We start from the raw sequence: 18,921 nt of genomic DNA, 5'->3' as shown, positions 1-18,921 counted from the left end.
TAGTTTAGGACATGTTTCACGATAGATCTGAAGTCTTTTTCAAAGAAATGAACAGTGGGTAGAGTTTAGTTTGACTTTTTAATTTACTATCAATGCCATCGACGAATTATCAGCTGTTTTGTGGTTTTTGGGTGCTGAGCGCATAAATTTACCTGGGTCTTGTTAGGTTACATTGTTAAAAGTGCCAGTTTTGTCTTAGTATTATTGAAGGAATTCCCAAATCCTGCGCTACTGTTTAATGGAGGAAAACTGTGGTTGTAGAAACCGATGGTTATGTTGCTTTGATCGAACACTTAGCATTCAATTTAGATGTCTTCGCCTCAGATGATGGTGATACAGGCGAAGAGAGTGTTGAGGATGTGGTAACGGATATGATCTCAAGTAATATCATGGCGATATTTGAGCAAAACCCTGAGTTGCACTCTAGTGTACGTTTTCAGTTATTAAAAGAAGCTGATGTCGTTGTAGAGGAGCTAGGGGAAGTATTAGCTGGTGTTTGGGCTAAGCCTGCTACAAACGAACAAATCAACTTTTTAGATGAATACATCGCCTTGGTAAAAAACCTGTTTGATTCGGCGGTGGCGAAATACGATTAGTCAAGACTTTCGAAATGGTTGACTGAGTAGTCGGTCAATCCACATTTCTCGTTTATCTCTAAACTCTTGTAAACCTATCTTGAAACCATGTTCTTTGGTGTCGAGATAGGTACCAAACCAGTGATCCCATACAGATAGAAAGAAGCCAAAGTTAGAGCTATTAAGCTGGTGTTCGGTACTGTGATGAATACGGTGCATATTTGGTGTGACCAATAGGTACTTTAGCCAACGATCTAGCTTATCGTTTAACTTTGCATTGCTATGAGTGTAGATCGAACTTGAACTGAGTATGACCTCAAATGCAACAATGGCAATGGGGCTAACACCCATTAATACTACAACGCCTAATTTAATCCAAAAAGACAGGATAATTTCTATGGGGTGGAATCGTACGCCCGTAGAGATATCCACGTCTCTATCCGCGTGATGTACACGATGAATCGCCCAAAGCGACGGGACGAGATGAAAAATTCTGTGTTGCCAATAAATGGCGAAATCAAGGACTAATATTGAAAATAAAAAACTCAATACACTGGGTAAGGGGAGGAGATTGAGTAACCCTATTTGTAACTCAGACATTTCATTGGCAACTTGAAAGGCGAGAACGGGGATAAACAGCTTGATAATCAATGTGTTTAAGCTAGACAGGGAAAAGTTGTTTAACCACCGGATGAGTTTACTGCACTGCAACGTATTGTCGGGTAGTAAGACTTCCCATAGGGCGCATAGCAATATTGTGGCTAAGAAAAAAACAATTCGGCTTACTTCTACATCAATCATGTCAACTACCACTACCAATCTACTGTTACTGTAAGTACAATTCGAAAATTTTCCACTAAAACGTAACTTTTCAGGTTAATTGATCTATTGTCATGAGAACGCATGCTTTCCATATCGCTTATCAACATCGGCTAAAAATGTCGACTAAACCATTTAAAGCCAGAGGCGCAAAAGTCAATCGCTGCACGCATTGCCAAGTCGATAAGCGTTATTGTTTGTGCGAGCACCAACCCAAAGCAAGCAATGATTTATCCGCAATGATAATACTCAGTGAAAATGAGGTTCTCAAACCGAGTAATACTGGCAGGTTAATAGCCGATACTATTGATGATTGCCACGTTTACCAATGGAGTCGTACCGAGCCGAGCCAGCAATTATTGGCAACACTTAACGCTCCCAAATACCAACCGATTTTGGTATTCCCTGAAGAATATGTAGAAGATAAAGCAAGGGTCTTATCCTCTGATTATAATGCAACGAATATTGCAGAAGGTAAGCAACCGCTACTTATTTTTCTTGATGGTAGTTGGCGTGAGGCAAGACGGATGTTTCGTAAGTCACCGTATCTTGATTCGCTGCCTGTCTTGTCAATTCGGCCAGAGTCAATCTCTCAATACATGATGCGAAGTTCCGATAATGAGAATCATCTAGCGACTGCAGAAGTGGCGTCTTTAGTGTTTGAACAATTAGGTTATATAAAAGAATCGTTGTTGTTGAGCGGATGGTTTCAAGCATTTCGTGAGAGTTATATGCTAACCAAAAGCCGATATAAGCCAGATATTAATCGCCCATATTTACAAAAGTTCTTGAAAGAAAACAGGGCGTTTGGAAGGGCTGAGAGTTCAGTGTAGTCTCACGGACTAAAAGTTTTATTTTCCCAAGTGATCGTTTACGCTTGGGCATATCATCTATGGGATGAGTTTCATTATTAAAGGGGGTAAATTGTATGTATTACGGCTTTGATGTCGGTGGCACAAAGATTGAATTTGGTGCGTTTAACGAAAAACTAGAACGACTGGCAGCTGAACGTGTACCAACGCCAACTGAAGACTACGAGTTATTGCTCGACACATTGGCCGGATTAGTGACCAAATATGATGAAAAGTTTGGTGTTAAAGGTAAGATTGGTCTTGGTATACCAGGGATTGTGAGTGCCGAAGATGACACGGTGCTGACCGTCAATGTTCCTTCCGCAAATGGTAAGCTTCTTAGAGCAGATCTTGAAGCAAGAGTAGAACGAGACGTCAAAATTGAAAATGACGCAAATTGTTTTGCATTATCTGAAGCATGGGATGAGGGCTTACAGAATGAGTCCGCAGTAATGGGGTTAATCCTTGGCACCGGCTTTGGTGGTGGTTTGATTTATGAAGGTAAAGTCTTCTCAGGTGGGAATCACGTTGCCGGAGAATTTGGTCATACTCGTTTACCTATTGACGCATGGTTCCATTTAGGGGAGAAAGCGCCACTTTTAGGTTGTGGATGTGGTAAGAAAGGTTGCCTTGATAGTTATCTGTCTGGTCGCGGGTTTGAACTTCTTTATGAGCATTACTACTCAGAGAGAAAAGCGGCGATTGATATTATTAGAAGTTACGGGGAAGGTGAAGAGAATGCATCGGAACATGTTGAACGCTTTATGGAGCTTTTAGCGATTTGTTTGGCTAACATTTTTACCGCCAATGATCCTGATGTCGTCGCACTTGGTGGTGGTCTATCTAACTTCGAATTGATTTATGATGAAATGCCTAAGCGTGTGCCAAAGTACCTAATGTCTGTGGCTAAATGCCCAAAAATCATTAAGGCATTGCACGGAGATGCTGGCGGTGTCCGTGGTGCTGCCTTCCTGAACATTAAGTAGCTTCATAGTTTATTGAAAATCGTTGATTAAAAAGCCTGACGTATGAATCAGGCTTTTTTTCTAGATAGTTACTTTTCACCTACGCCTTTGTTTTCTTTTTGCGCTAAAGTGATCTTTCCAAACCCTAATTTTCTAAAATGCGCATCTCGATAGTTTCGTACGGCTTTTGTATCGGATACAGCTTCTATTTGTTGTTCCATCTTTAAGTATTCAGTTAAATCAATCCCTTCCGCCTCTGCAACGGCTTCATGGATGTTCCTATGTTTCTCAAAAGAAAACGTCAGAGACTTTTGTTCATTCTTGTAGGTGTAAATAATTGTTCTTGCCATTTATATTCCTCACTAAGCGGTTGCGGCATACACAACTAGCACTTAGGCTTTGTAAACTGTTTAAGATCTTCTGGGCTATTTAGGTTGATAAAACTTTGCCGACTATTGCTAAAGTTAACCTGCTTAGAAGGTAGTTCTTTATAGAATAGCCCGACTTTCCGCTCACCACGCTGTAGGTAGTGGGTAAGAGGAGCCAAAGCTTTCTTATTCCATAGGCTAAAAATGGGCTGCTTTTTCTCACCATCGTGCGCGAAATAAACCACATGGGTTTTATCTACGTGCGCACAAAACGTTTCGACAAGATCGTGGCTTAGAAAAGGGCAATCGCATGGAACAAAGCCAACCCATCCTGCCTTACTCGCGGTTAATCCAGCTTGGATCCCAGCTAAAGGGCCTTGAAATCCTTTTATATCATCGGAAACAACCGGGGCAAACTCTCTATAACGCTGCAAGTTTCTATTCGCAATAATCGTTATTTGTTTGGCCTGTTTAGTTAGAGCTTCCAACGTATGTTCAATTAGCGTTTTGCCATTAAGCTCAACAAGGCCTTTGTCTTCACCATTCATTCTAGAGCCTCGGCCCCCTGCAAGGATCACCCAGTGGGTATCTTGTACTGGAATCATAATGAATAATCCTAAGATCGAATGTGAAGACAGGTAGTATACTTAATTTGCTGAACTTATTCTGTATCATTTTCCGCTTCTCAGAGTTCAATATGTGCTTGAAGTTCTGTCTGTGAACAAGTAACGTGTCGCCAAATTTTAATTTTAAGGTATAGATTTTGATTTCCACTGCAAACATTACTCAACAATTTGGCGCTAAGCCGTTGTTTGAAAATATCTCGGTCAAATTTGGTGAAGGGAATCGCTATGGTCTGATTGGGGCAAACGGATGTGGCAAGTCGACGTTCATGAAAATTCTGAGTGGAGAGCTTGATCCTACAGGTGGAAATGTCAGTTATGATCCGAATGAAAGGGTTGCCAAGCTAAATCAAGACCAGTTTGCCTATGAAGCGTTCTCTGTTATCGATACTGTAATTATGGGTTACAAAGAACTTTGGCAAGTTAAACAAGAAAGAGATCGTATATATTCTTTGCCGGAAATGAGCGAAGAAGAGGGCATGCTTGTCGCGGAACTTGAAGTTCAGTTTGCCGAGATGGATGGGTATATGGCGGAAGCAAAAGCCGGTGAGCTTCTGCTAGGTGTTGGTATTCCTGTTGAGCAGCATTACGGTCTTATGAGTGAAGTGGCTCCAGGATGGAAGCTTCGTGTTCTACTGGCGCAAGTGCTGTTTGCGGACCCACATATTATGTTGCTCGATGAGCCAACCAACAACCTGGATATTGACACCATTCGCTGGTTGGAGCATACGCTTAACGAACGAAACTGCACCATGATTATTATCTCTCACGATCGCCACTTCCTAAATAGTGTTTGTACACATATGGCCGACTTGGATTACGGTGATCTTCGTTTGTATCCAGGAAACTATGACGAGTACATGATGGCGGCGAGCCAAGCAAGAGAGCGCCTATTGGCCGATAACGCCAAAAAGAAAGCTCAGATAGCTGAGTTGCAAACTTTCGTTGCTCGTTTCTCGGCCAATGCGTCAAAAGCGAAGCAAGCAACGTCTAGAGCAAAGTTAATTGATAAAATTCAGTTGGAAGAGGTGAAAGCGTCAAGCCGCCAAAACCCATTCATTCGCTTTGAGCAATCTAAAGAGCTGTTCAGAAATGCGTTGGTAGTTGAAGGCCTTACCCAAGGTTACGATAACGATCTTTTCGCTAATTTTAACGCGATATTTGAGGTCGGTGAACGTGTAGCTATTATCGGAGAAAACGGTGTAGGTAAAACGACGCTTCTTAACACACTTGCTGGTGCCCACGCACCTAGAGCTGGTGAATATAAGTGGTCTGAAAACTCAAATATTGGTTACTACGCACAAGATCATGCGGAAGACTTTGCTCAAGACATCAACTTAATGGAATGGATGGGGCAGTGGCGTCAAGAAGGCGATGATGAACAGGTTGTACGCAGCTTCTTAGGTCGAATGCTATTTTCTCAAGATGATATCAAGAAGTCGGTAAAAGTGCTTTCAGGTGGTGAACAAGGACGTATGCTCCTTGGTAAATTGATGATGCACAAGCCTAATATCTTGTTGATGGACGAACCCACCAACCACATGGATATGGAGTCGATTGAGTCATTGAATACTGCATTGGAAAACTACAAAGGCACCTTGTTCTTTGTTTCCCACGATAGGGTGTTTGTTGACTCGTTGGCGACGCGTATTATTGAGATTAAAGAAAATACTATTATCGACTTCAAAGGTACCTATACGGAGTACTTGAAGTCAAAAGGGGTTGTTGAATAATATTCGCGCAAACCTGTGTAGTTATATCGGCACTCTAGACATTTCTAGGGTGCCTTATCTTTACGAGTTCGATATCTCTTAATTAGGCCTTAACGCACTATAACTAAATTTGGTGGGATAAAAAATATAATCAAGTACCTAAAATTGACTATAAATATTATTTCCAAATAGAGATAGCCTCGCAGACTCAATGTGAAGGGGTGGCCTGCTCGGCATATGAAGGGATTTCGGTATAAACGTACTAAGCGCTCAGCTCCATCAAACACACAGAGTCAGTGATAGGTATAATTTGGTGTAAGTTTAACCCGCAAATATCATACAAGGACTCAAATTCAGCAAGCGTTCGTACCTTGCCAGCGGTGACATTAAGCATATTAATATCATTGGTACATGCTTCAACATAGTGTGCTGAATTATTGATAATAGCCCGTTCAATGACGAGAAGTTTGGCTTTAGCAGATACCATCGTTTGTCGGCATTTCTCGAGTAGGGTGGCTGCTTCTTCTTGAGTTTTGCCATGTAGTATGGCCTTCATCAAGTAGATATCGCCACCTTGTGGAATAGATTCGTAAAAATCTCCGGACACGTACTTGCATCGATGTGAAACCTCTGATAATCCAATATACTCTTCTGAGCGCTGTTGTAAGTTAGGGATATCGAAGTTAATACCATTAGCAGATTGATATTTAAGCAATATATTCACAATCAGACTACCGATTCCACCACCTATATCAATGATGTTTTTGTAACTTGAAAAGTCGTATAGCTCAGTGATAAGCCGTCCATAGAGTTCTGAGTTTTCTTTCATCGCACTATTGTAGATTTCTCCAGCGACATCGTTATCTCTAAAGTATTGGCCAGCAATAGAACCAAACTCCAACTCGAATGGAGTTACGTCTGTCGACATGCTTTCGTAAATTTTGCCAGCGCCTTGATAGAAATAACTCGCGTGTAGCTTTATGAAGTCTTGGATATTTTCTGGATGTGAAGATAGGAGTTGTTTGGACTCTTTATTCAATGAGAACTTTTGGCCTGGATGCTCGGTAAACACTCCTTTGGCAGTCAGGAACCTCATTATTCGGTACAGCTTTCCAGATCTAGAACTGGTCTTTTGGGCAAGATCGTCAATATGAGTCACACCTGACTCAATCAGGTCTGCTATTTTGAGCTCCACAACGGTTGCAACACACTGTGTTCCATAGTATCCAAATAGAATCTCTTTAATCGTCATCATCGCTACCACTATAGTTTTACTTACTTCGCTACTCTAGTTGAAATTATTTTCGCATTACATGGTAAGAGATAAGTTTTCCCAGACAATAATACCATTTGTCACTTGTTGTAGTGACATTTGTCGTCTATAGTGTTCTACAGAACAAGAGGAGAAGTCTTATGTATCGCTCAGCGTATGAAATGTTAGGTGGTGACAAAGATGAAGTCCATTCAGTGAGTGATAGCCTTATGCTTATTCGTAATGGATTGCCTGTCACCGTTTTAGAGAAGGGGACATCGATTCTTGGTGTGACCAAAGCCGAGTACGCTAGGATGATTGGGGTCAATTTACGTAGTTTGCAACGTAAACAGAAAGAAAAAGGCGCAACACTGAGTCCAACTTCCAGCGAACATGCGTTAATGCTGACAGATCTCGTCAAACAAGCGGATGAATATTTCGGTGATCGTGACGCTACGCTACGTTGGTTAAATAGACCTAGTATTGCCTTTGGCAAAGAGTCACCACTCTCCATGTGTGACACTGTCACTGGAATCAGTATCGTTATTGAAGAAATTAATAAACTTAAGTATGGCTTGACAGCTTAATGGAAATATACCGACTCTCTCACGCTAATTACGCAAGTTTATCCGGTGAAGGCGGGCTCTATGGCTCTGGTCGTTGGCATCAAAAAGGGGCACTCATTACTTATACAGCGAGTTCTCGTTCCCTAGCTGCTCTCGAGCGCCTCGTTCATGAGTCTATAGAAGATATGCCTCAATTGGCCATGCTCACTATTTGGGTACCCGATGATGTTCAAATATCAAGATTTACGGTTAAAGGCTTGCCTGAAGGGTGGGACTCATTGCCAGACTCTGGTTTAGCTCGCGACATTGGTCAACAATGGTTAGCGGCTAATGAATCTCTCCTGATGCAAGTGCCATCTGCAATTATTCAAGATGAGTTTAACTATCTAATCAACCCCATGCATTTGGAATTTAGCCGCATAAAGATAGTCGATAAACGGGACTATTATTATGACCCACGCCTACAGAAAATGATTCGTTAATCAGATCAACCTTAAATGACCTCGCGACCGTGCCGCTAGGTCATTTCTACTTTTACTCCATAATTTTCAATGAAGTGCATCTTCAAGCTTGTTGTTTCGTACAAAAATATGCAATGCTCTAGCACTAATGCTTTACGCTTCAAAAAGATGAGTCATGAAATTTCCTTATAAGAATATTGTAGTATTGACGGGTGCTGGCATCTCAGCGGAGTCTGGCATCAAGACATTTAGAGCCCAAGATGGACTTTGGGAAGATCATAGGATTGAGGATGTAGCGACACCTGAAGGGTTTCGTAGAAATCCAGATTTAGTTCAGTCTTTCTACAACCAGCGTAGGAAAAACTTACAGAGTGAGAACGTGACACCCAATGCTGCCCATTTAGCTTTAGGAAAATTGGAGCAAGAACTGGAAGGCAATGTTACGGTCGTAACACAAAATATAGACAATCTGCATGAACGTGGTGGAAGCAAAAACATAATCCATATGCATGGTGAATTGCTAAAATCCCGTTGTACCCATTCCAATCAAACGCTTGAACACAAGGGCGATATATTGACTGGTGACTTATGTCACTGCTGCCAAATCCCAGTTCAACTTAGGCCTCATATTGTTTGGTTTGGTGAAATGCCATTAAGAATGGGGGAGATATACGCCGCTCTTGAAAGTGCTGACTTGTTTATCTCTATTGGCACATCTGGTGTGGTATATCCTGCGGCAGGGTTTGTACATGATGCAAAGATGCATGGCGCTCACACTATAGAAATTAATTTAGAACCTAGTGCGGTAGAGAGTGAGTTTGAAGAAAAACGTTATGGTAAAGCCAGTATTGAGGTGGTCAAATTAGTCGATGAGATTTTATCGATGCAAAGTTAACCTGCTCGACTCTCTCAGTGCTTTTGAGTTTGAAATGCCACCAGCAAATAGTCATTTTGTCCAGATGTGAATGGGTTCTTTAAGCACAAAACGTTACAAAAAACACCTGTAGAAAAATTATCCACTAGCAACTAAGATTTTAGTATTGATAACATTGACGTATAATGACCCAATTTCTCAAACAAAATGGGTGGCTCAACCACCTCGGAACCGATAATGAAAGATGAAATCGAAAAAGATTTTAATTTAGGTGGGACAGTCGAAAAGGCGATTTCAGGAGATTATGAACTTAGTGCAAGTGGCATTCTAAAAGAAGCATGGAACAACACGACTAAAAATTTTTTCTCATTTACACCAGCAATTTTAATTTTACTCGCTGTTCAACTATTGATTTTATACTTGGCCCTCAAGCTGCAACTAGGTGACCTTTCTGTTATTTTTAAAGCTCTGGAACACTCAAGTGATCTTACACAGAAAGTATTCCAAGCAATGTTGGTCGCGAACTTCAGCTCTGAGGTGATTAGCGCTCCTATCTATGCGGGCGTATCCTTAATGGCAATGAGCCATTCCGCTGGCCTGTCTACCAAACTGAAACACATAGGAAAAGGGCTTCAGTTTACCATTCCATTGATAATTGCAACTTTGATTAGCCAGTTGGTTCAGGGCATTGCGGGTTTGTTTCTTCCGTTTGTGTCGTTGTATTTTTCGATGGCTTTTAGCAATGCAACATTGCTTATCTGTGAAAAACATCTACCGCCGTTACAAGCTCTAATGCTTTCATTTCGAGCGGTGAATAAGAAGTTTCTCACGCTATCAGGGGTATATTTACTGGTACTAGTGATGTTTTTCGTTGCGACTATCTTTTATGGGATCGGGTTAATATTTGTGCTACCGTTTTTCTTCCATGTCAAAGGAATTGTTTACCGCAATATGTTTGGAATAAAACTTCGCATTGTAACGGAGCGCAAGTCGGATTCAGGTTCAGATGACGACGATCAGGACAGCAATAAATCGCAGGTATTTCATGCATAACAAAGGAATTTCTATATTGTTTTTTGGTGTTATAGCAGGTTTTAGTCTTTATCTCACTCACGGTTATATGAATGAGCCCGAAAATGAGGCTGAGAAAGCCGATTACTCTTTGGGTGCTGTGATAGCAGACTCTCCAACAACGCTTTCTCAGTCGCCTGAATTTAATGCAATCTCTGATGTTGCCGAGAGAAAAAGGCGATTTTTTGAGTTCTTAAAAAAGGGCGTTGAACTTGAAAATTCGCGAATTTTAAAGGAAAGAGCTCGTCTTGGAAAAATGAGAAATGATTTCGAGCAAGGAGACTTTTCTGCTGAGGATCAAAGTTACGCTGTTCGTTTAGGTCGGCTATATAGTGTAGCAGTACCAGCGACAGGTGTTGACATCCAATGGTTCGACGAAATGAATCATCGTGTTGATGTGCTTCCTTATGCGCTAGTGCTAATTCAAGCGGCAAACGAGTCAGCTTGGGGAACATCACGCTTTGCAAGAGAAGGCAATAATTACTTCGGCCAGTGGTGTTACACTTCAGGATGCGGCCTTGTTCCTCGTGGCCGGCCAGCAGGGGCGACTTATGAGGTCGCTAAATACAATTCTGTTCAACAATCCATTCATGCTTATTTTATGAATGTGAACAGAAATAAAGCGTATGAAGCACTTCGTAATATTCGTTTCGATCTGCGTCAAAAACATGCTGACTTACTGAGCGATCAAACTGCACTCGCGTTAACTAATGGATTAATCAAATATTCACAACGTGGCCAAGCTTACGTAGATGATCTACAAGCAATGATTAAACGGAATGAACAATATTGGACACAATGAGTCGAAACAAAGCCTTAATATCGTTAGCCCTCCTTTCAATTCTTGCCTCCTTTCCCAGTTGGGGGCAAGAGTACATGTTTACCTACTCCAAGCTATATTCTCAGCTTAAGGCTAACTATTCAGCCAATCATGATGACGTTAAAGTGGCTTTCTTCTTCGTTGACAGAAAAAACGGTCAACTATGTACTCCTAAAAAAGCGTGGATGGAGAATCAATCTCACTATGAAGCGTTAAAGGTAAGCAATCAAAAAGAGCTTCTTGTACCTTTCGATGCCAATTTAAAGCAGGCAAACCCGCTAGTGTTTGTAGACACTCCAAAAGGAAAGGACTGCGCGTTCTCGACGACGATAATGGCACGCGAACCATTATCAGGTGATGTCTCTTATAGCCAGTTAAAAAACTTAGTAGAGCAAATGCAGCTCGTTTTAAATGAGCTTGGTGGTGTTTTTTCAAGCTGGTTCACACCTAGCATTGAAGGCGTCACTTTAGAATTTTCAGACCCTTCAGTCACCAAACTAACGTTTTCCAATGGGGCAACACGCCCAGTTGAAAGCGGTAAAGCACACGTATTGCTTAGTGACCTTGGCGACAAAGGCAGTATTGAAATCCCTACTGCTACATTTCGCGTCTTACCGTACATTCCCCGTCAATAGCGTGCGCCTATCTTCCACAGTGAGGGTAGGTTGGCATTTCATCCTAGAAGAAAAAAACGTATAATCCTCGCCCTAGAATTTTCAAGTATAAGCCCAGCGTGGTCAATTAGGCCAACCCGTGCGAGAACCCGAATGAATCAGAAAGACACAAGAAAAGAAACGCTAGAATTTAATAAACTACAAAAGCGTCTAAGAAGAAATGTAGGCAACGCTATCACCGAATACAACATGATTGAAGAAGGTGATGTAGTGATGGCTTGTATTAGCGGTGGTAAAGATTCATTTGCAATGCTTGATATCTTGCTTAATTTACAAAAAGCTGCGCCGATAACATTTAAGGTGGTCGCTGTTAACTTGGATCAAAAGCAGCCGGGCTTCCCAGAGCATATTTTGCCGGAGTATTTCGATAAGCTAGATATTCCTTACTACATCGTAGACAAAGATACCTATTCTGTGGTTAAAGAGAAAATTCCTGAAGGTAAAACAACGTGCGGTCTATGTTCGCGATTAAGACGAGGCACTTTGTATTCCTTTGCTGAGAAAATAGGCGCGACAAAAATTGCGCTAGGGCATCACCTTGATGATATCGTTGAAACGCTTTTCTTGAACATGTTCCATGGATCTCGAATGAAAGCCATGCCGCCTAAATTGCGTTCAGATGATGGACGAAATGTGGTTATTAGGCCACTCACTTATTGCCGTGAGAAAGATTTAATTAAATACGCTGAACACAAACAGTTTCCGATTATTCCGTGTAACCTATGTGGCTCCCAAGAAAATTTACAGCGCCAAGCGATTAAAGCTATGCTTATTGACTGGGACAAAAAATCGCCGGGTCGAGTGGAAAGTATATTTAAATCAATACAAAACGTTAGTCCGAGCCAACTTGCGGATAAAAACATTTTTGATTTCGTCAACTTGCCTCTCGATAGGCAAGGGGACAGGGAAGAATACAAGTTTAGTGAGGCAACCGTGTCCTCAACCAATATCGATGAATCGTTATTTATCGACGTAACTAACGTTTAGACGGTAACACGGAAAACCTATATGCCGTAGCAATTGATATTTCTTGGAATAGAATAAAGATTGGTTAAGTTCAAACTAACCTAACAGTTATCCGCCTAAAACTGGTAACTGTTAGATTAAGTCTGAACTTCTACTCAAATAAACGTTGCGACAGTACCCTACATTGATTGCACCTGCCAAATCCCATTTATCGACCGATAGTCTTTAAGCAAGGTTTTGTCTAAAAAGCCCTTCATCTCTTCCCGGCTGCTCCAGCGAACCACTTTGTTTAAGTTCGGATCGTAATAGTACAAATACCCCTTAGGGCTAAACACACCCTCCTCTTTTGTAGATACAACAGCAATCGAATGAGACCCACTATCCGCTCTCACTGACACCAAATAATAACGTGCTGTACTACTTAATTTGTCAAACTCAGCGCCCAAGCCTTTCAAGTCAATATTGTCAGTTGATCTTACTACCTTCATATTGCGAACTCTCATTAACATGATTTTCTTTGTTTTCTGAGAGGTTAACGAATCGAGAGGTGCTCTTCTCGCCATGACCAATGCCATTGCTTCTTGAGCATGGTCTTGCCCAAAACTAGTTTTCGTTAACACCATTTGTATATTTTTATGCGCCTTTAGCTGCTCCTTACATTCAAGTTGTGATTGTTGCTGCAAATGAGATTGATAAAATGCATCGTTCTCGGTCGCTGCGTGAGCGGCTGCGCACCACAATTCACCGTAATTTGTCCCCCGCATCATTTGACCTAGCCATGCGGTTGTTAAAGATTTGCAAATATCCGGTTGATACTGATTTGCATCATACAATTTCATACTCATTATATACCTAGCCCTTTTGTTTATTTTGTCGATAAAGAAAACCACGGGGTTACCCGTGGATGAATGAATGTTTCAAAACTACAATCGCGAAGCGGTTTATTTTTTGGTTAACGCTTTAGCGTTATAAGAGTAAGTGCCCTTAGCATGCCCGGGGTAATCTACTATTAATTTCCTATGGGTGTTATTCCACCCAACCAATATAAACATAGTTGAATAAACGAAAACGATAAATAATAGTGTCATTTATTGTGGCATGGAGTCAGATAAACTGGGCATGAATCTGCGTATAATTACGGGCACCTACACCTAGGCTTTCCGTTTTTTCCAATGGTTTTAGGTCTACACCGCATTTTGTGGATCCAGCGGGCTGATAAACCCATGTGGTTTCAAGGCCAACACATCACAATCTATCCTATCGATGACATGTTCTGCAGTGTTTCCTATAAACACTGCAGATAAGCCAGTTCTCCCAGTTGTCCCGAGAATAACCATGCTAGCGTTCAGATCTTGAGCAGCTTCAGGGATAACGTCTTCGGGTAAGCCTTGGCCAACAAAAGTTTGTTCTTCATCCATTCCATGCTTCTGCCTTAATGCTTTCATTGAAACAAGGTGGTGGGCACGAACTGCATCGGTGTAAGAGGTTGGGTCAAACTCAGGAAGCTCAATTGTTATGTTTGCCGGTGTAACAGGGTAGGCATTAACAAGATAAGGTTTCGCGTCTAGACGTTTTGAAATGTCTTGAAGCAGTTCAACCATACGGTCGTTGAGATCAATATGTGTTTCACTTTCTGACGCAACATGAACGGATGCGAGAATACTAGAATTCGCAGACCAATTTTGACTCTTAACTAGCAGGACAGGAGCAGGGCATTTTCTTAAAAGATGCCAGTCAGTTGGTGTGAATATGACGGACTCCAGCACGTCGTGTTTCCTCGTACCCTTAATCACAATATCATGGCCGCCTGAGAAAACCTGTGCAATAATGGCTTCATAGGGACGATTATGCCACACCACTTTCACGTCGAAATCTACAGACTCGTTGACATGCTCCTCTGAAATTCTTTTCATCCACTGCTCGCGTTGATGAATCACTCCTCGTCTCATCGCGTCACGCTCTTCCAGAGATAGCATTGACGTCATGTCATAAGAAAAATCGTAAATAGAAAGGAAAAAAGTAATCTGGCTTCGAGATTGGCTTTTAGCTGCGAGCTGCATTGCACGTGCCAAGGCAGGTTGTTCATCATGATTAATATCTGCAACCACTAAGATATTATTGTAAATACTCATACACTTTCCTTAGATTCAAACATCAGGGTTTGATTGGGTATTACAGTGTTTAATGTAGCGCAGATGAATCGATTATTTTAGGAATTTAAGAGGCTATCTGGAGGAAGTATGATGTAGCTCAGTTTAGAGCCACATCATTAGGATGGTTGAAGTAATTTACTCTGAGACACCCGCTAATTCTTGCAAAGCTTCACGGTTTAACACCGTAATGTATTTACCTTTAACGCTCAAAATTTCAGATTTTTGGAAACGACCAAGTAAGCGGCTGATGGTTTCAACAGTGAGCCCTAAGTAATTACCGATATCTCCACGAGTCATCGTAAGTCTAAACTCTCTTTGACTAAATCCTCGCTGGGAGAATCGAGAAGAAAGATTGTAGAGAAATGCCGCTAATCTTTCTTCAGCGTTCTTTTTCGAAAGCAGCAAGATCATTTCTTGGTCGCCTTTGATTTCATCACTCATCAGACGCATGATTTGCTGGCGCAATTTAGGCATTTTCCCTGATAAGTCATCTAGTGTCTCATAAGGTATTTCGCATACCATCGAGGTTTCAAGTGCTTGCGCAAAGCTTGGGTGAACATCTCCAGTAATAGCATCAAAGCCCACAAGATCACCCGCTAGATGAAAGGCCGTAATTTGCTCGTCACCTTGCTCAGTGATTGTATAACTTTTGATAGTACCAGAGCGAATGGCGTACAAGGATTTTAAGTTATCTCCTGCTTTGAATAACTCTTGACCCTTTTGAATTGGCTTTTTACGCTCAATGATTTCATCGAGTTGATCGAGTTCATTTTCATTAAGTGTAAATGGGATACATAACTGACTGATGCTGCAGTCCTGACAATGGATAGAGCACCCACCCGATTGTACACGTTTAGCATTTGGCTTTTGAGAATTCATAGCAACCTTTCATGACTTGAGGCGTGTCAACATTTTAACACCCATTCCTTAGAATGAATAGGGATATTCTTTGGGTTACAGTACGTGAAGAGAGAGTAAGACCGAGTAAGCCGTGTATATACCGTAACTTAAAATTAATAGTGCGCCCGTTTGACGCATCAACCTTGACTGCTTTAAGCGTTGAAAATAGTTCGCCCCATAGCCAATAGAAAACATCGCAGGTAACGTACCAAGGCCAAATGCCAACATGAGTAGGCTCCCATTTACGGCGCCTCCAGAAACCGCAGCCCAAGTTAGGGCGGAATATACTAGGCCGCAAGGAAGCCATCCCCAAACCATCCCACAGGGTAACGCGTAAATAGGGGATTTGATTGGCATCACCCGTTTACGAACAGGTGTTAACGCTTGCCAAAGTATACCGCCTAGCTTTTCTGTAAAGACTAATCCCTTCCACCAGTTACTTAAGTACAGCGCTAATAAAATCATGAAGATTGCAGCAACAAGACGTAGCCAAGTGAGAGGGTGGTTTGCAGACATAGTGTAAGCCAAGGTAGAGATCGTTCCCCCCACTATGGCACCAAACAGAGCATAGCTGGTTAAACGCCCAACATTATATAACATCGGAATAACGATTTTTCGACCAGGATGATTGATGGTCATTAACGACGCGATACCACCGCACATACCAATGCAATGACTTGAACCTAGAAAGCCTATGAAAAATGCCCCAAGCCAATCTATTGTCACTCTTTCTCTTCCTCTTTTTTTGGCTTTGGTTGTTCGTCATCATCAAACAAGATATTGTGACCTTGTCGTTCAAGATCTTCAAACTGATCGCTTTTTACTGCCCAAAGGAAGATAGCAGCGGCTACGCACACTAAGACAATAGCGATAGGAATAAGGATATATAAACTTTCCATAGTATGAGTTTAATCCTTAAGTAAACGTAGAGAGTTTGATACTACAATAATTGAGCTGGCTGACATACCGATCACTGCAAAATATGGCGCAATAAGCCCGCATACCGCAAGCGGTAGGACGAGCAGATTGTATCCTAATGACCACAATAGGTTTTGACGAATGATTTGCCGTGCTCTTATCGCGTAGTCTCGAGCTTGGACGATCTTTTCTAGTTTATCACTCAAAAGTGTCATGTCTGCAGATGCTTTGGCAATATCAGTACCACCTCCCATCGCGGCGGAAAGGTGGGCACCTGACAAGGTGGGCGCGTCATTGATGCCGTCGCCAATCATCAAAGTAATGTCTTGCTCAGGAAGCTGCTTTAAGAATGCGAGCTTACCCTGTGGACTTGCCGATGCGACAACATTCTTGATACCCACAGCGTTGGAGACGTGTCGTGCATTGGATAGCGTATCGCCAGTCAGCAAGGTAATTTTTATATTCGACGAGGCAAATTTATCCACTAAACTTTTCGCTTCTTTGCGCAGAGGATCATGAAAGATAAAAGTCGCAATATGTTTATGGTCCAAAGACAAATACACAGAATTGATTTCATCTCGTTGTTTGTCATTTAACGCAAAGGCGGCACTACCAATTTTAATGACTTTACCTTGATAAAGCCCAAGCACTCCTTCACCAATATGATTCTTAACTTGTTCTATTGATACGTTTTTTCTGCTTTTTCCCTTAAAGGCATTAGCAATGGGGTGATTCGCGTGCGATTCCAGCGCTTCGGCAATAGATAAACATAGCTCTTCGTTATAACCGCCGAATAGCATGATTTCGTTTAGCTCAACTTTTCCTTGTGTCAGCGTTCCGGTCTTATCGATGATAAGATGGTTGACTTTGTACAAGGTTTCAAAGACATGTTTTCGGCGCAGCAAAATACCGAGCTGGCTCAATTTAGACGTGGCGCAGGTTAGGGCGGTGGGCGTTGCCAGAGATAAGGCACAAGGGCAGGTAGCGACCAAAACTGCTAACATGATCCAAAATGCATCTTCGGGTTTATGTTGGTGCCAATATAGCCAAGTTAACCCGGCAACCACCAGCAAAATGCCTACAAAATATCGAGCCGTAATATCGGCAATCTCTGCTATTTTTGGCTTGGACAATTGCGCTTCTTCTTGCAGTTTTACGATGCCGGAAATCACTGAATTTGCTTTAGTCGACCTGACACACAATTCAAATGACTCTTCACCGTTTAATGTGCCTGAAAACGCATTGTCTCCCGATACTTTTAATACGGGAACGGACTCTCCAGTCAGCATCGATTCGTCTATGTAAGCTTGTCCAGAGGTTATTTCACCATCGGCTGGAATGCGCTCCCCTGGAAGTACTCGAATTTTGTCCCCTATATTGAGCCGACTCACTGGGATCTTATGCCCATCTAATGTTGTGGCCATTGCCGGCACCAACTTTAATAGATTTCCACTCGCGGCAGCAGCGGTTCGTCTAGCGCGTATTTCAAGAAAGCGCCCCAGTAGCAAGAAAAAAGTAAACATGGAAATGGACTCGAAGAACACTTCACCTTGTTCGGTAACGGTCGCATAGGCGCTAGCACCATAAGCAAATAGCAAAGCAAGGGAAACGGGAACATCCATTCCTAACGTTTTGTTTTTAAGGCTTCTATAAGCATTGAGGTAAAACGGTGATGCTGAATACAGCAAAACAGGCGTGGCAAAAATAAGGCTCACCCAACGCAAATACGCTTTAAATTGGTTATCAAGATCACTGAATACTTCAAAATAAAGCGCAACGGCCAACATCATGACTTGCATGGTAGCTAAACCAGCAATGCCTAATCGATACAAGTATTGTTTCATCGAACGATGGTATTCATCTTCTTGTTTGTCAGGCTCGAAAGGAGCGGCTTTATAACCCAACTTGTGAATGTCTTTTAGAATACTGCTCAATTTAACTTTGTTGGGATTCCATTTGACTAATGCGCGATTCGTGGTCGTATTGACTCGAATCAAGAGCACACCATTAACAGACGACAGTCGTTTTTCAATCAACCAAGCGCATGCAGCGCAAGAAATGCCAGATAGTGACAATGTCACCTCTTGTCCGGACTCAGACTCTCTAACAAACTCAGCTTGTATATCTGGATTGTCATAATTGGTTAGGGTAAGCAGCTCTTCAGGAATAAGTTGAGCTCTATCAGCGGGCTCCGTGCGATACTGATAATAGGAAACTAATCCAGTATCGACGATCGTTTGTGCTACCGCTAGGCAACCTGGGCAGCACATTTGTCGATTTTCGCCCAGTACCTCTAGATGAAACTCGCTATTGGGTGGGACATCTTCTCCACAGTGATAGCAATGGCACATAG

General features: G+C 41.9%; 21 protein-coding genes. 11 read left to right on the top strand and 10 right to left on the bottom strand.

The genetic code is table 11. The features are described 5' to 3' along the window. Nucleotides 1–251: 251 nt before the first annotated feature. Complete coding sequence (locus M9194_RS17850; RefSeq protein ID WP_250614050.1) at nt 252–596, top strand: DUF3802 family protein; 345 nt, start codon at nt 252–254, stop codon at nt 594–596. Here the strand turns inward: M9194_RS17850 and M9194_RS17845 are convergent, their stop codons facing one another. Further along, nucleotides 597–1,376, bottom strand: a complete 780-nt coding sequence (locus M9194_RS17845; RefSeq protein WP_250614049.1) for a sterol desaturase family protein — start codon at nt 1,374–1,376, stop codon at nt 597–599. A gap of 92 nt (nt 1,377–1,468) precedes the next feature. On the opposite strand from M9194_RS17845, the gene M9194_RS17840 reads away from it, so the two are divergent. Continuing rightward, nucleotides 1,469–2,227, top strand: a complete 759-nt coding sequence (locus M9194_RS17840; protein ID WP_250614048.1) for a tRNA-uridine aminocarboxypropyltransferase — start codon at nt 1,469–1,471, stop codon at nt 2,225–2,227. A gap of 95 nt (nt 2,228–2,322) precedes the next feature. Beyond that, nucleotides 2,323–3,231 (top strand): N-acetylglucosamine kinase, encoded by a 909-nt coding sequence (gene nagK / locus M9194_RS17835; RefSeq protein ID WP_250614047.1) that lies wholly within the window; start codon nt 2,323–2,325, stop codon nt 3,229–3,231. A 68-nt stretch (nt 3,232–3,299) separates the two neighbouring features. Here the strand turns inward: nagK and M9194_RS17830 are convergent, their stop codons facing one another. Both M9194_RS17830 and mobA read right to left on the bottom strand, forming a co-directional pair. Next, a complete protein-coding gene (locus tag M9194_RS17830) occupies nt 3,300–3,560 on the bottom strand; it encodes a DUF2960 family protein (protein WP_250614046.1) in 261 nt (86 codons plus the stop codon). A 35-nt stretch (nt 3,561–3,595) separates the two neighbouring features. Beyond that, nucleotides 3,596–4,186, bottom strand: coding sequence for a molybdenum cofactor guanylyltransferase MobA (mobA, locus tag M9194_RS17825; protein ID WP_250614095.1), 591 nt, complete (start codon nt 4,184–4,186; stop codon nt 3,596–3,598). A 155-nt stretch (nt 4,187–4,341) separates the two neighbouring features. Here mobA and M9194_RS17820 point away from each other — a divergent pair, with 155 nt between their 5' ends. After that, nucleotides 4,342–5,934 carry an ABC-F family ATPase gene (locus tag M9194_RS17820; RefSeq protein ID WP_250614045.1) on the top strand — a complete coding sequence of 531 codons (1,593 nt, stop codon included), beginning with the start codon at nt 4,342–4,344 and terminating at the stop codon, nt 5,932–5,934. Nucleotides 5,935–6,175: 241 nt separating this feature from the next. On the opposite strand, the gene M9194_RS17815 is transcribed toward M9194_RS17820, so the two are convergent. Further along, complete coding sequence (locus tag M9194_RS17815) at nt 6,176–7,168, bottom strand: methyltransferase (protein ID WP_250614044.1); 993 nt, start codon at nt 7,166–7,168, stop codon at nt 6,176–6,178. Nucleotides 7,169–7,326: 158 nt separating this feature from the next. On the opposite strand from M9194_RS17815, the gene M9194_RS17810 reads away from it, so the two are divergent. The 7 genes from M9194_RS17810 (at nt 7,327) to ttcA (ending at nt 12,618) form a co-directional block, all read left to right on the top strand. Next, nucleotides 7,327–7,752, top strand: a complete 426-nt coding sequence (locus tag M9194_RS17810) for an Xre family toxin-antitoxin system antitoxin (RefSeq protein WP_250614043.1) — start codon at nt 7,327–7,329, stop codon at nt 7,750–7,752. Further along, nucleotides 7,752–8,213 carry an RES family NAD+ phosphorylase gene (locus M9194_RS17805; RefSeq protein WP_250614042.1) on the top strand — a complete coding sequence of 154 codons (462 nt, stop codon included), beginning with the start codon at nt 7,752–7,754 and terminating at the stop codon, nt 8,211–8,213. Before M9194_RS17810 ends, M9194_RS17805 begins: the two co-directional genes overlap by 1 nt. A 154-nt stretch (nt 8,214–8,367) precedes the next feature. Further along, nucleotides 8,368–9,087, top strand: a complete 720-nt coding sequence (gene cobB / locus M9194_RS17800; RefSeq protein ID WP_250614041.1) for a Sir2 family NAD+-dependent deacetylase — start codon at nt 8,368–8,370, stop codon at nt 9,085–9,087. A 216-nt stretch (nt 9,088–9,303) separates the two neighbouring features. Further along, the gene (locus M9194_RS17795) at nt 9,304–10,119 is read left to right on the top strand and encodes a DUF2189 domain-containing protein (RefSeq protein ID WP_250614040.1); all 816 of its coding nucleotides are present in this window, start codon (nt 9,304–9,306) and stop codon (nt 10,117–10,119) included. Further along, entirely contained in the window at nt 10,112–10,939 is an 828-nt protein-coding gene (locus M9194_RS17790) for a glucosaminidase domain-containing protein (RefSeq protein WP_250614039.1), read from the top strand. Before M9194_RS17795 ends, M9194_RS17790 begins: the two co-directional genes overlap by 8 nt. Next, nucleotides 10,936–11,592, top strand: coding sequence for a DUF2987 domain-containing protein (locus tag M9194_RS17785; protein WP_250614038.1), 657 nt, complete (start codon nt 10,936–10,938; stop codon nt 11,590–11,592). The genes M9194_RS17790 and M9194_RS17785 overlap by 4 nt, the downstream gene beginning before the upstream one ends. Nucleotides 11,593–11,724: 132 nt before the next feature. Next, the gene (gene ttcA, locus M9194_RS17780; protein ID WP_250614037.1) at nt 11,725–12,618 is read left to right on the top strand and encodes a tRNA 2-thiocytidine(32) synthetase TtcA; all 894 of its coding nucleotides are present in this window, start codon (nt 11,725–11,727) and stop codon (nt 12,616–12,618) included. Nucleotides 12,619–12,776: 158 nt separating this feature from the next. Here the strand turns inward: ttcA and M9194_RS17775 are convergent, their stop codons facing one another. From M9194_RS17775 to M9194_RS17750, 6 genes are all read right to left on the bottom strand, one after another. Continuing rightward, the gene (locus tag M9194_RS17775) at nt 12,777–13,436 is read right to left on the bottom strand and encodes a hypothetical protein (protein ID WP_250614036.1); all 660 of its coding nucleotides are present in this window, start codon (nt 13,434–13,436) and stop codon (nt 12,777–12,779) included. Nucleotides 13,437–13,781: 345 nt separating this feature from the next. Then, the gene (uspE, locus tag M9194_RS17770) at nt 13,782–14,729 is read right to left on the bottom strand and encodes a universal stress protein UspE (RefSeq protein WP_250614035.1); all 948 of its coding nucleotides are present in this window, start codon (nt 14,727–14,729) and stop codon (nt 13,782–13,784) included. Nucleotides 14,730–14,885: 156 nt separating this feature from the next. After that, complete coding sequence (gene fnr / locus M9194_RS17765; protein WP_250614034.1) at nt 14,886–15,629, bottom strand: fumarate/nitrate reduction transcriptional regulator Fnr; 744 nt, start codon at nt 15,627–15,629, stop codon at nt 14,886–14,888. Nucleotides 15,630–15,704: 75 nt separating this feature from the next. Then, nucleotides 15,705–16,376 carry a sulfite exporter TauE/SafE family protein gene (locus tag M9194_RS17760; RefSeq protein WP_250614033.1) on the bottom strand — a complete coding sequence of 224 codons (672 nt, stop codon included), beginning with the start codon at nt 16,374–16,376 and terminating at the stop codon, nt 15,705–15,707. Beyond that, complete coding sequence (ccoS, locus tag M9194_RS17755; protein ID WP_250614032.1) at nt 16,373–16,549, bottom strand: cbb3-type cytochrome oxidase assembly protein CcoS; 177 nt, start codon at nt 16,547–16,549, stop codon at nt 16,373–16,375. The genes M9194_RS17760 and ccoS overlap by 4 nt, the downstream gene beginning before the upstream one ends. 9 nt (nt 16,550–16,558) lie before the next feature. Then, the gene (locus M9194_RS17750) at nt 16,559–18,919 is read right to left on the bottom strand and encodes a heavy metal translocating P-type ATPase (protein WP_250614031.1); all 2,361 of its coding nucleotides are present in this window, start codon (nt 18,917–18,919) and stop codon (nt 16,559–16,561) included. Between the last annotated feature and the right edge of the window lie 2 nt (nt 18,920–18,921).

This window comes from Vibrio sinus (assembly GCF_023634645.1).
GTDB lineage: Bacteria > Pseudomonadota > Gammaproteobacteria > Enterobacterales > Vibrionaceae > Vibrio > Vibrio sinus.
This window is presented reverse-complemented; position numbering and strand designations above follow the sequence as displayed.

Excerpts from the sequence above, each read along its gene's own strand:
- M9194_RS17845 (WP_250614049.1), bottom strand. The coding sequence starts at position 1,376 with ATGATTGATGTAGAAGTAAGCCGAATTGTTTTTTTCTTAGCCACAATA.
- M9194_RS17840 (WP_250614048.1), top strand. The coding sequence starts at position 1,469 with ATGAGAACGCATGCTTTCCATATCGCTTATCAACATCGGCTAAAAATG.
- nagK (WP_250614047.1), top strand. The coding sequence starts at position 2,323 with ATGTATTACGGCTTTGATGTCGGTGGCACAAAGATTGAATTTGGTGCG.
- M9194_RS17830 (WP_250614046.1), bottom strand. The coding sequence starts at position 3,560 with ATGGCAAGAACAATTATTTACACCTACAAGAATGAACAAAAGTCTCTG.
- M9194_RS17815 (WP_250614044.1), bottom strand. The coding sequence starts at position 7,168 with ATGATGACGATTAAAGAGATTCTATTTGGATACTATGGAACACAGTGT.
- M9194_RS17810 (WP_250614043.1), top strand. The coding sequence starts at position 7,327 with ATGTATCGCTCAGCGTATGAAATGTTAGGTGGTGACAAAGATGAAGTC.
- M9194_RS17805 (WP_250614042.1), top strand. The coding sequence starts at position 7,752 with ATGGAAATATACCGACTCTCTCACGCTAATTACGCAAGTTTATCCGGT.
- cobB (WP_250614041.1), top strand. The coding sequence starts at position 8,368 with ATGAAATTTCCTTATAAGAATATTGTAGTATTGACGGGTGCTGGCATC.
- M9194_RS17795 (WP_250614040.1), top strand. The coding sequence starts at position 9,304 with ATGAAAGATGAAATCGAAAAAGATTTTAATTTAGGTGGGACAGTCGAA.
- M9194_RS17790 (WP_250614039.1), top strand. The coding sequence starts at position 10,112 with ATGCATAACAAAGGAATTTCTATATTGTTTTTTGGTGTTATAGCAGGT.
- M9194_RS17785 (WP_250614038.1), top strand. The coding sequence starts at position 10,936 with ATGAGTCGAAACAAAGCCTTAATATCGTTAGCCCTCCTTTCAATTCTT.
- ttcA (WP_250614037.1), top strand. The coding sequence starts at position 11,725 with ATGAATCAGAAAGACACAAGAAAAGAAACGCTAGAATTTAATAAACTA.
- M9194_RS17775 (WP_250614036.1), bottom strand. The coding sequence starts at position 13,436 with ATGAAATTGTATGATGCAAATCAGTATCAACCGGATATTTGCAAATCT.
- uspE (WP_250614035.1), bottom strand. The coding sequence starts at position 14,729 with ATGAGTATTTACAATAATATCTTAGTGGTTGCAGATATTAATCATGAT.
- fnr (WP_250614034.1), bottom strand. The coding sequence starts at position 15,629 with ATGAATTCTCAAAAGCCAAATGCTAAACGTGTACAATCGGGTGGGTGC.
- ccoS (WP_250614032.1), bottom strand. The coding sequence starts at position 16,549 with ATGGAAAGTTTATATATCCTTATTCCTATCGCTATTGTCTTAGTGTGC.
- M9194_RS17750 (WP_250614031.1), bottom strand. The coding sequence starts at position 18,919 with ATGTGCCATTGCTATCACTGTGGAGAAGATGTCCCACCCAATAGCGAG.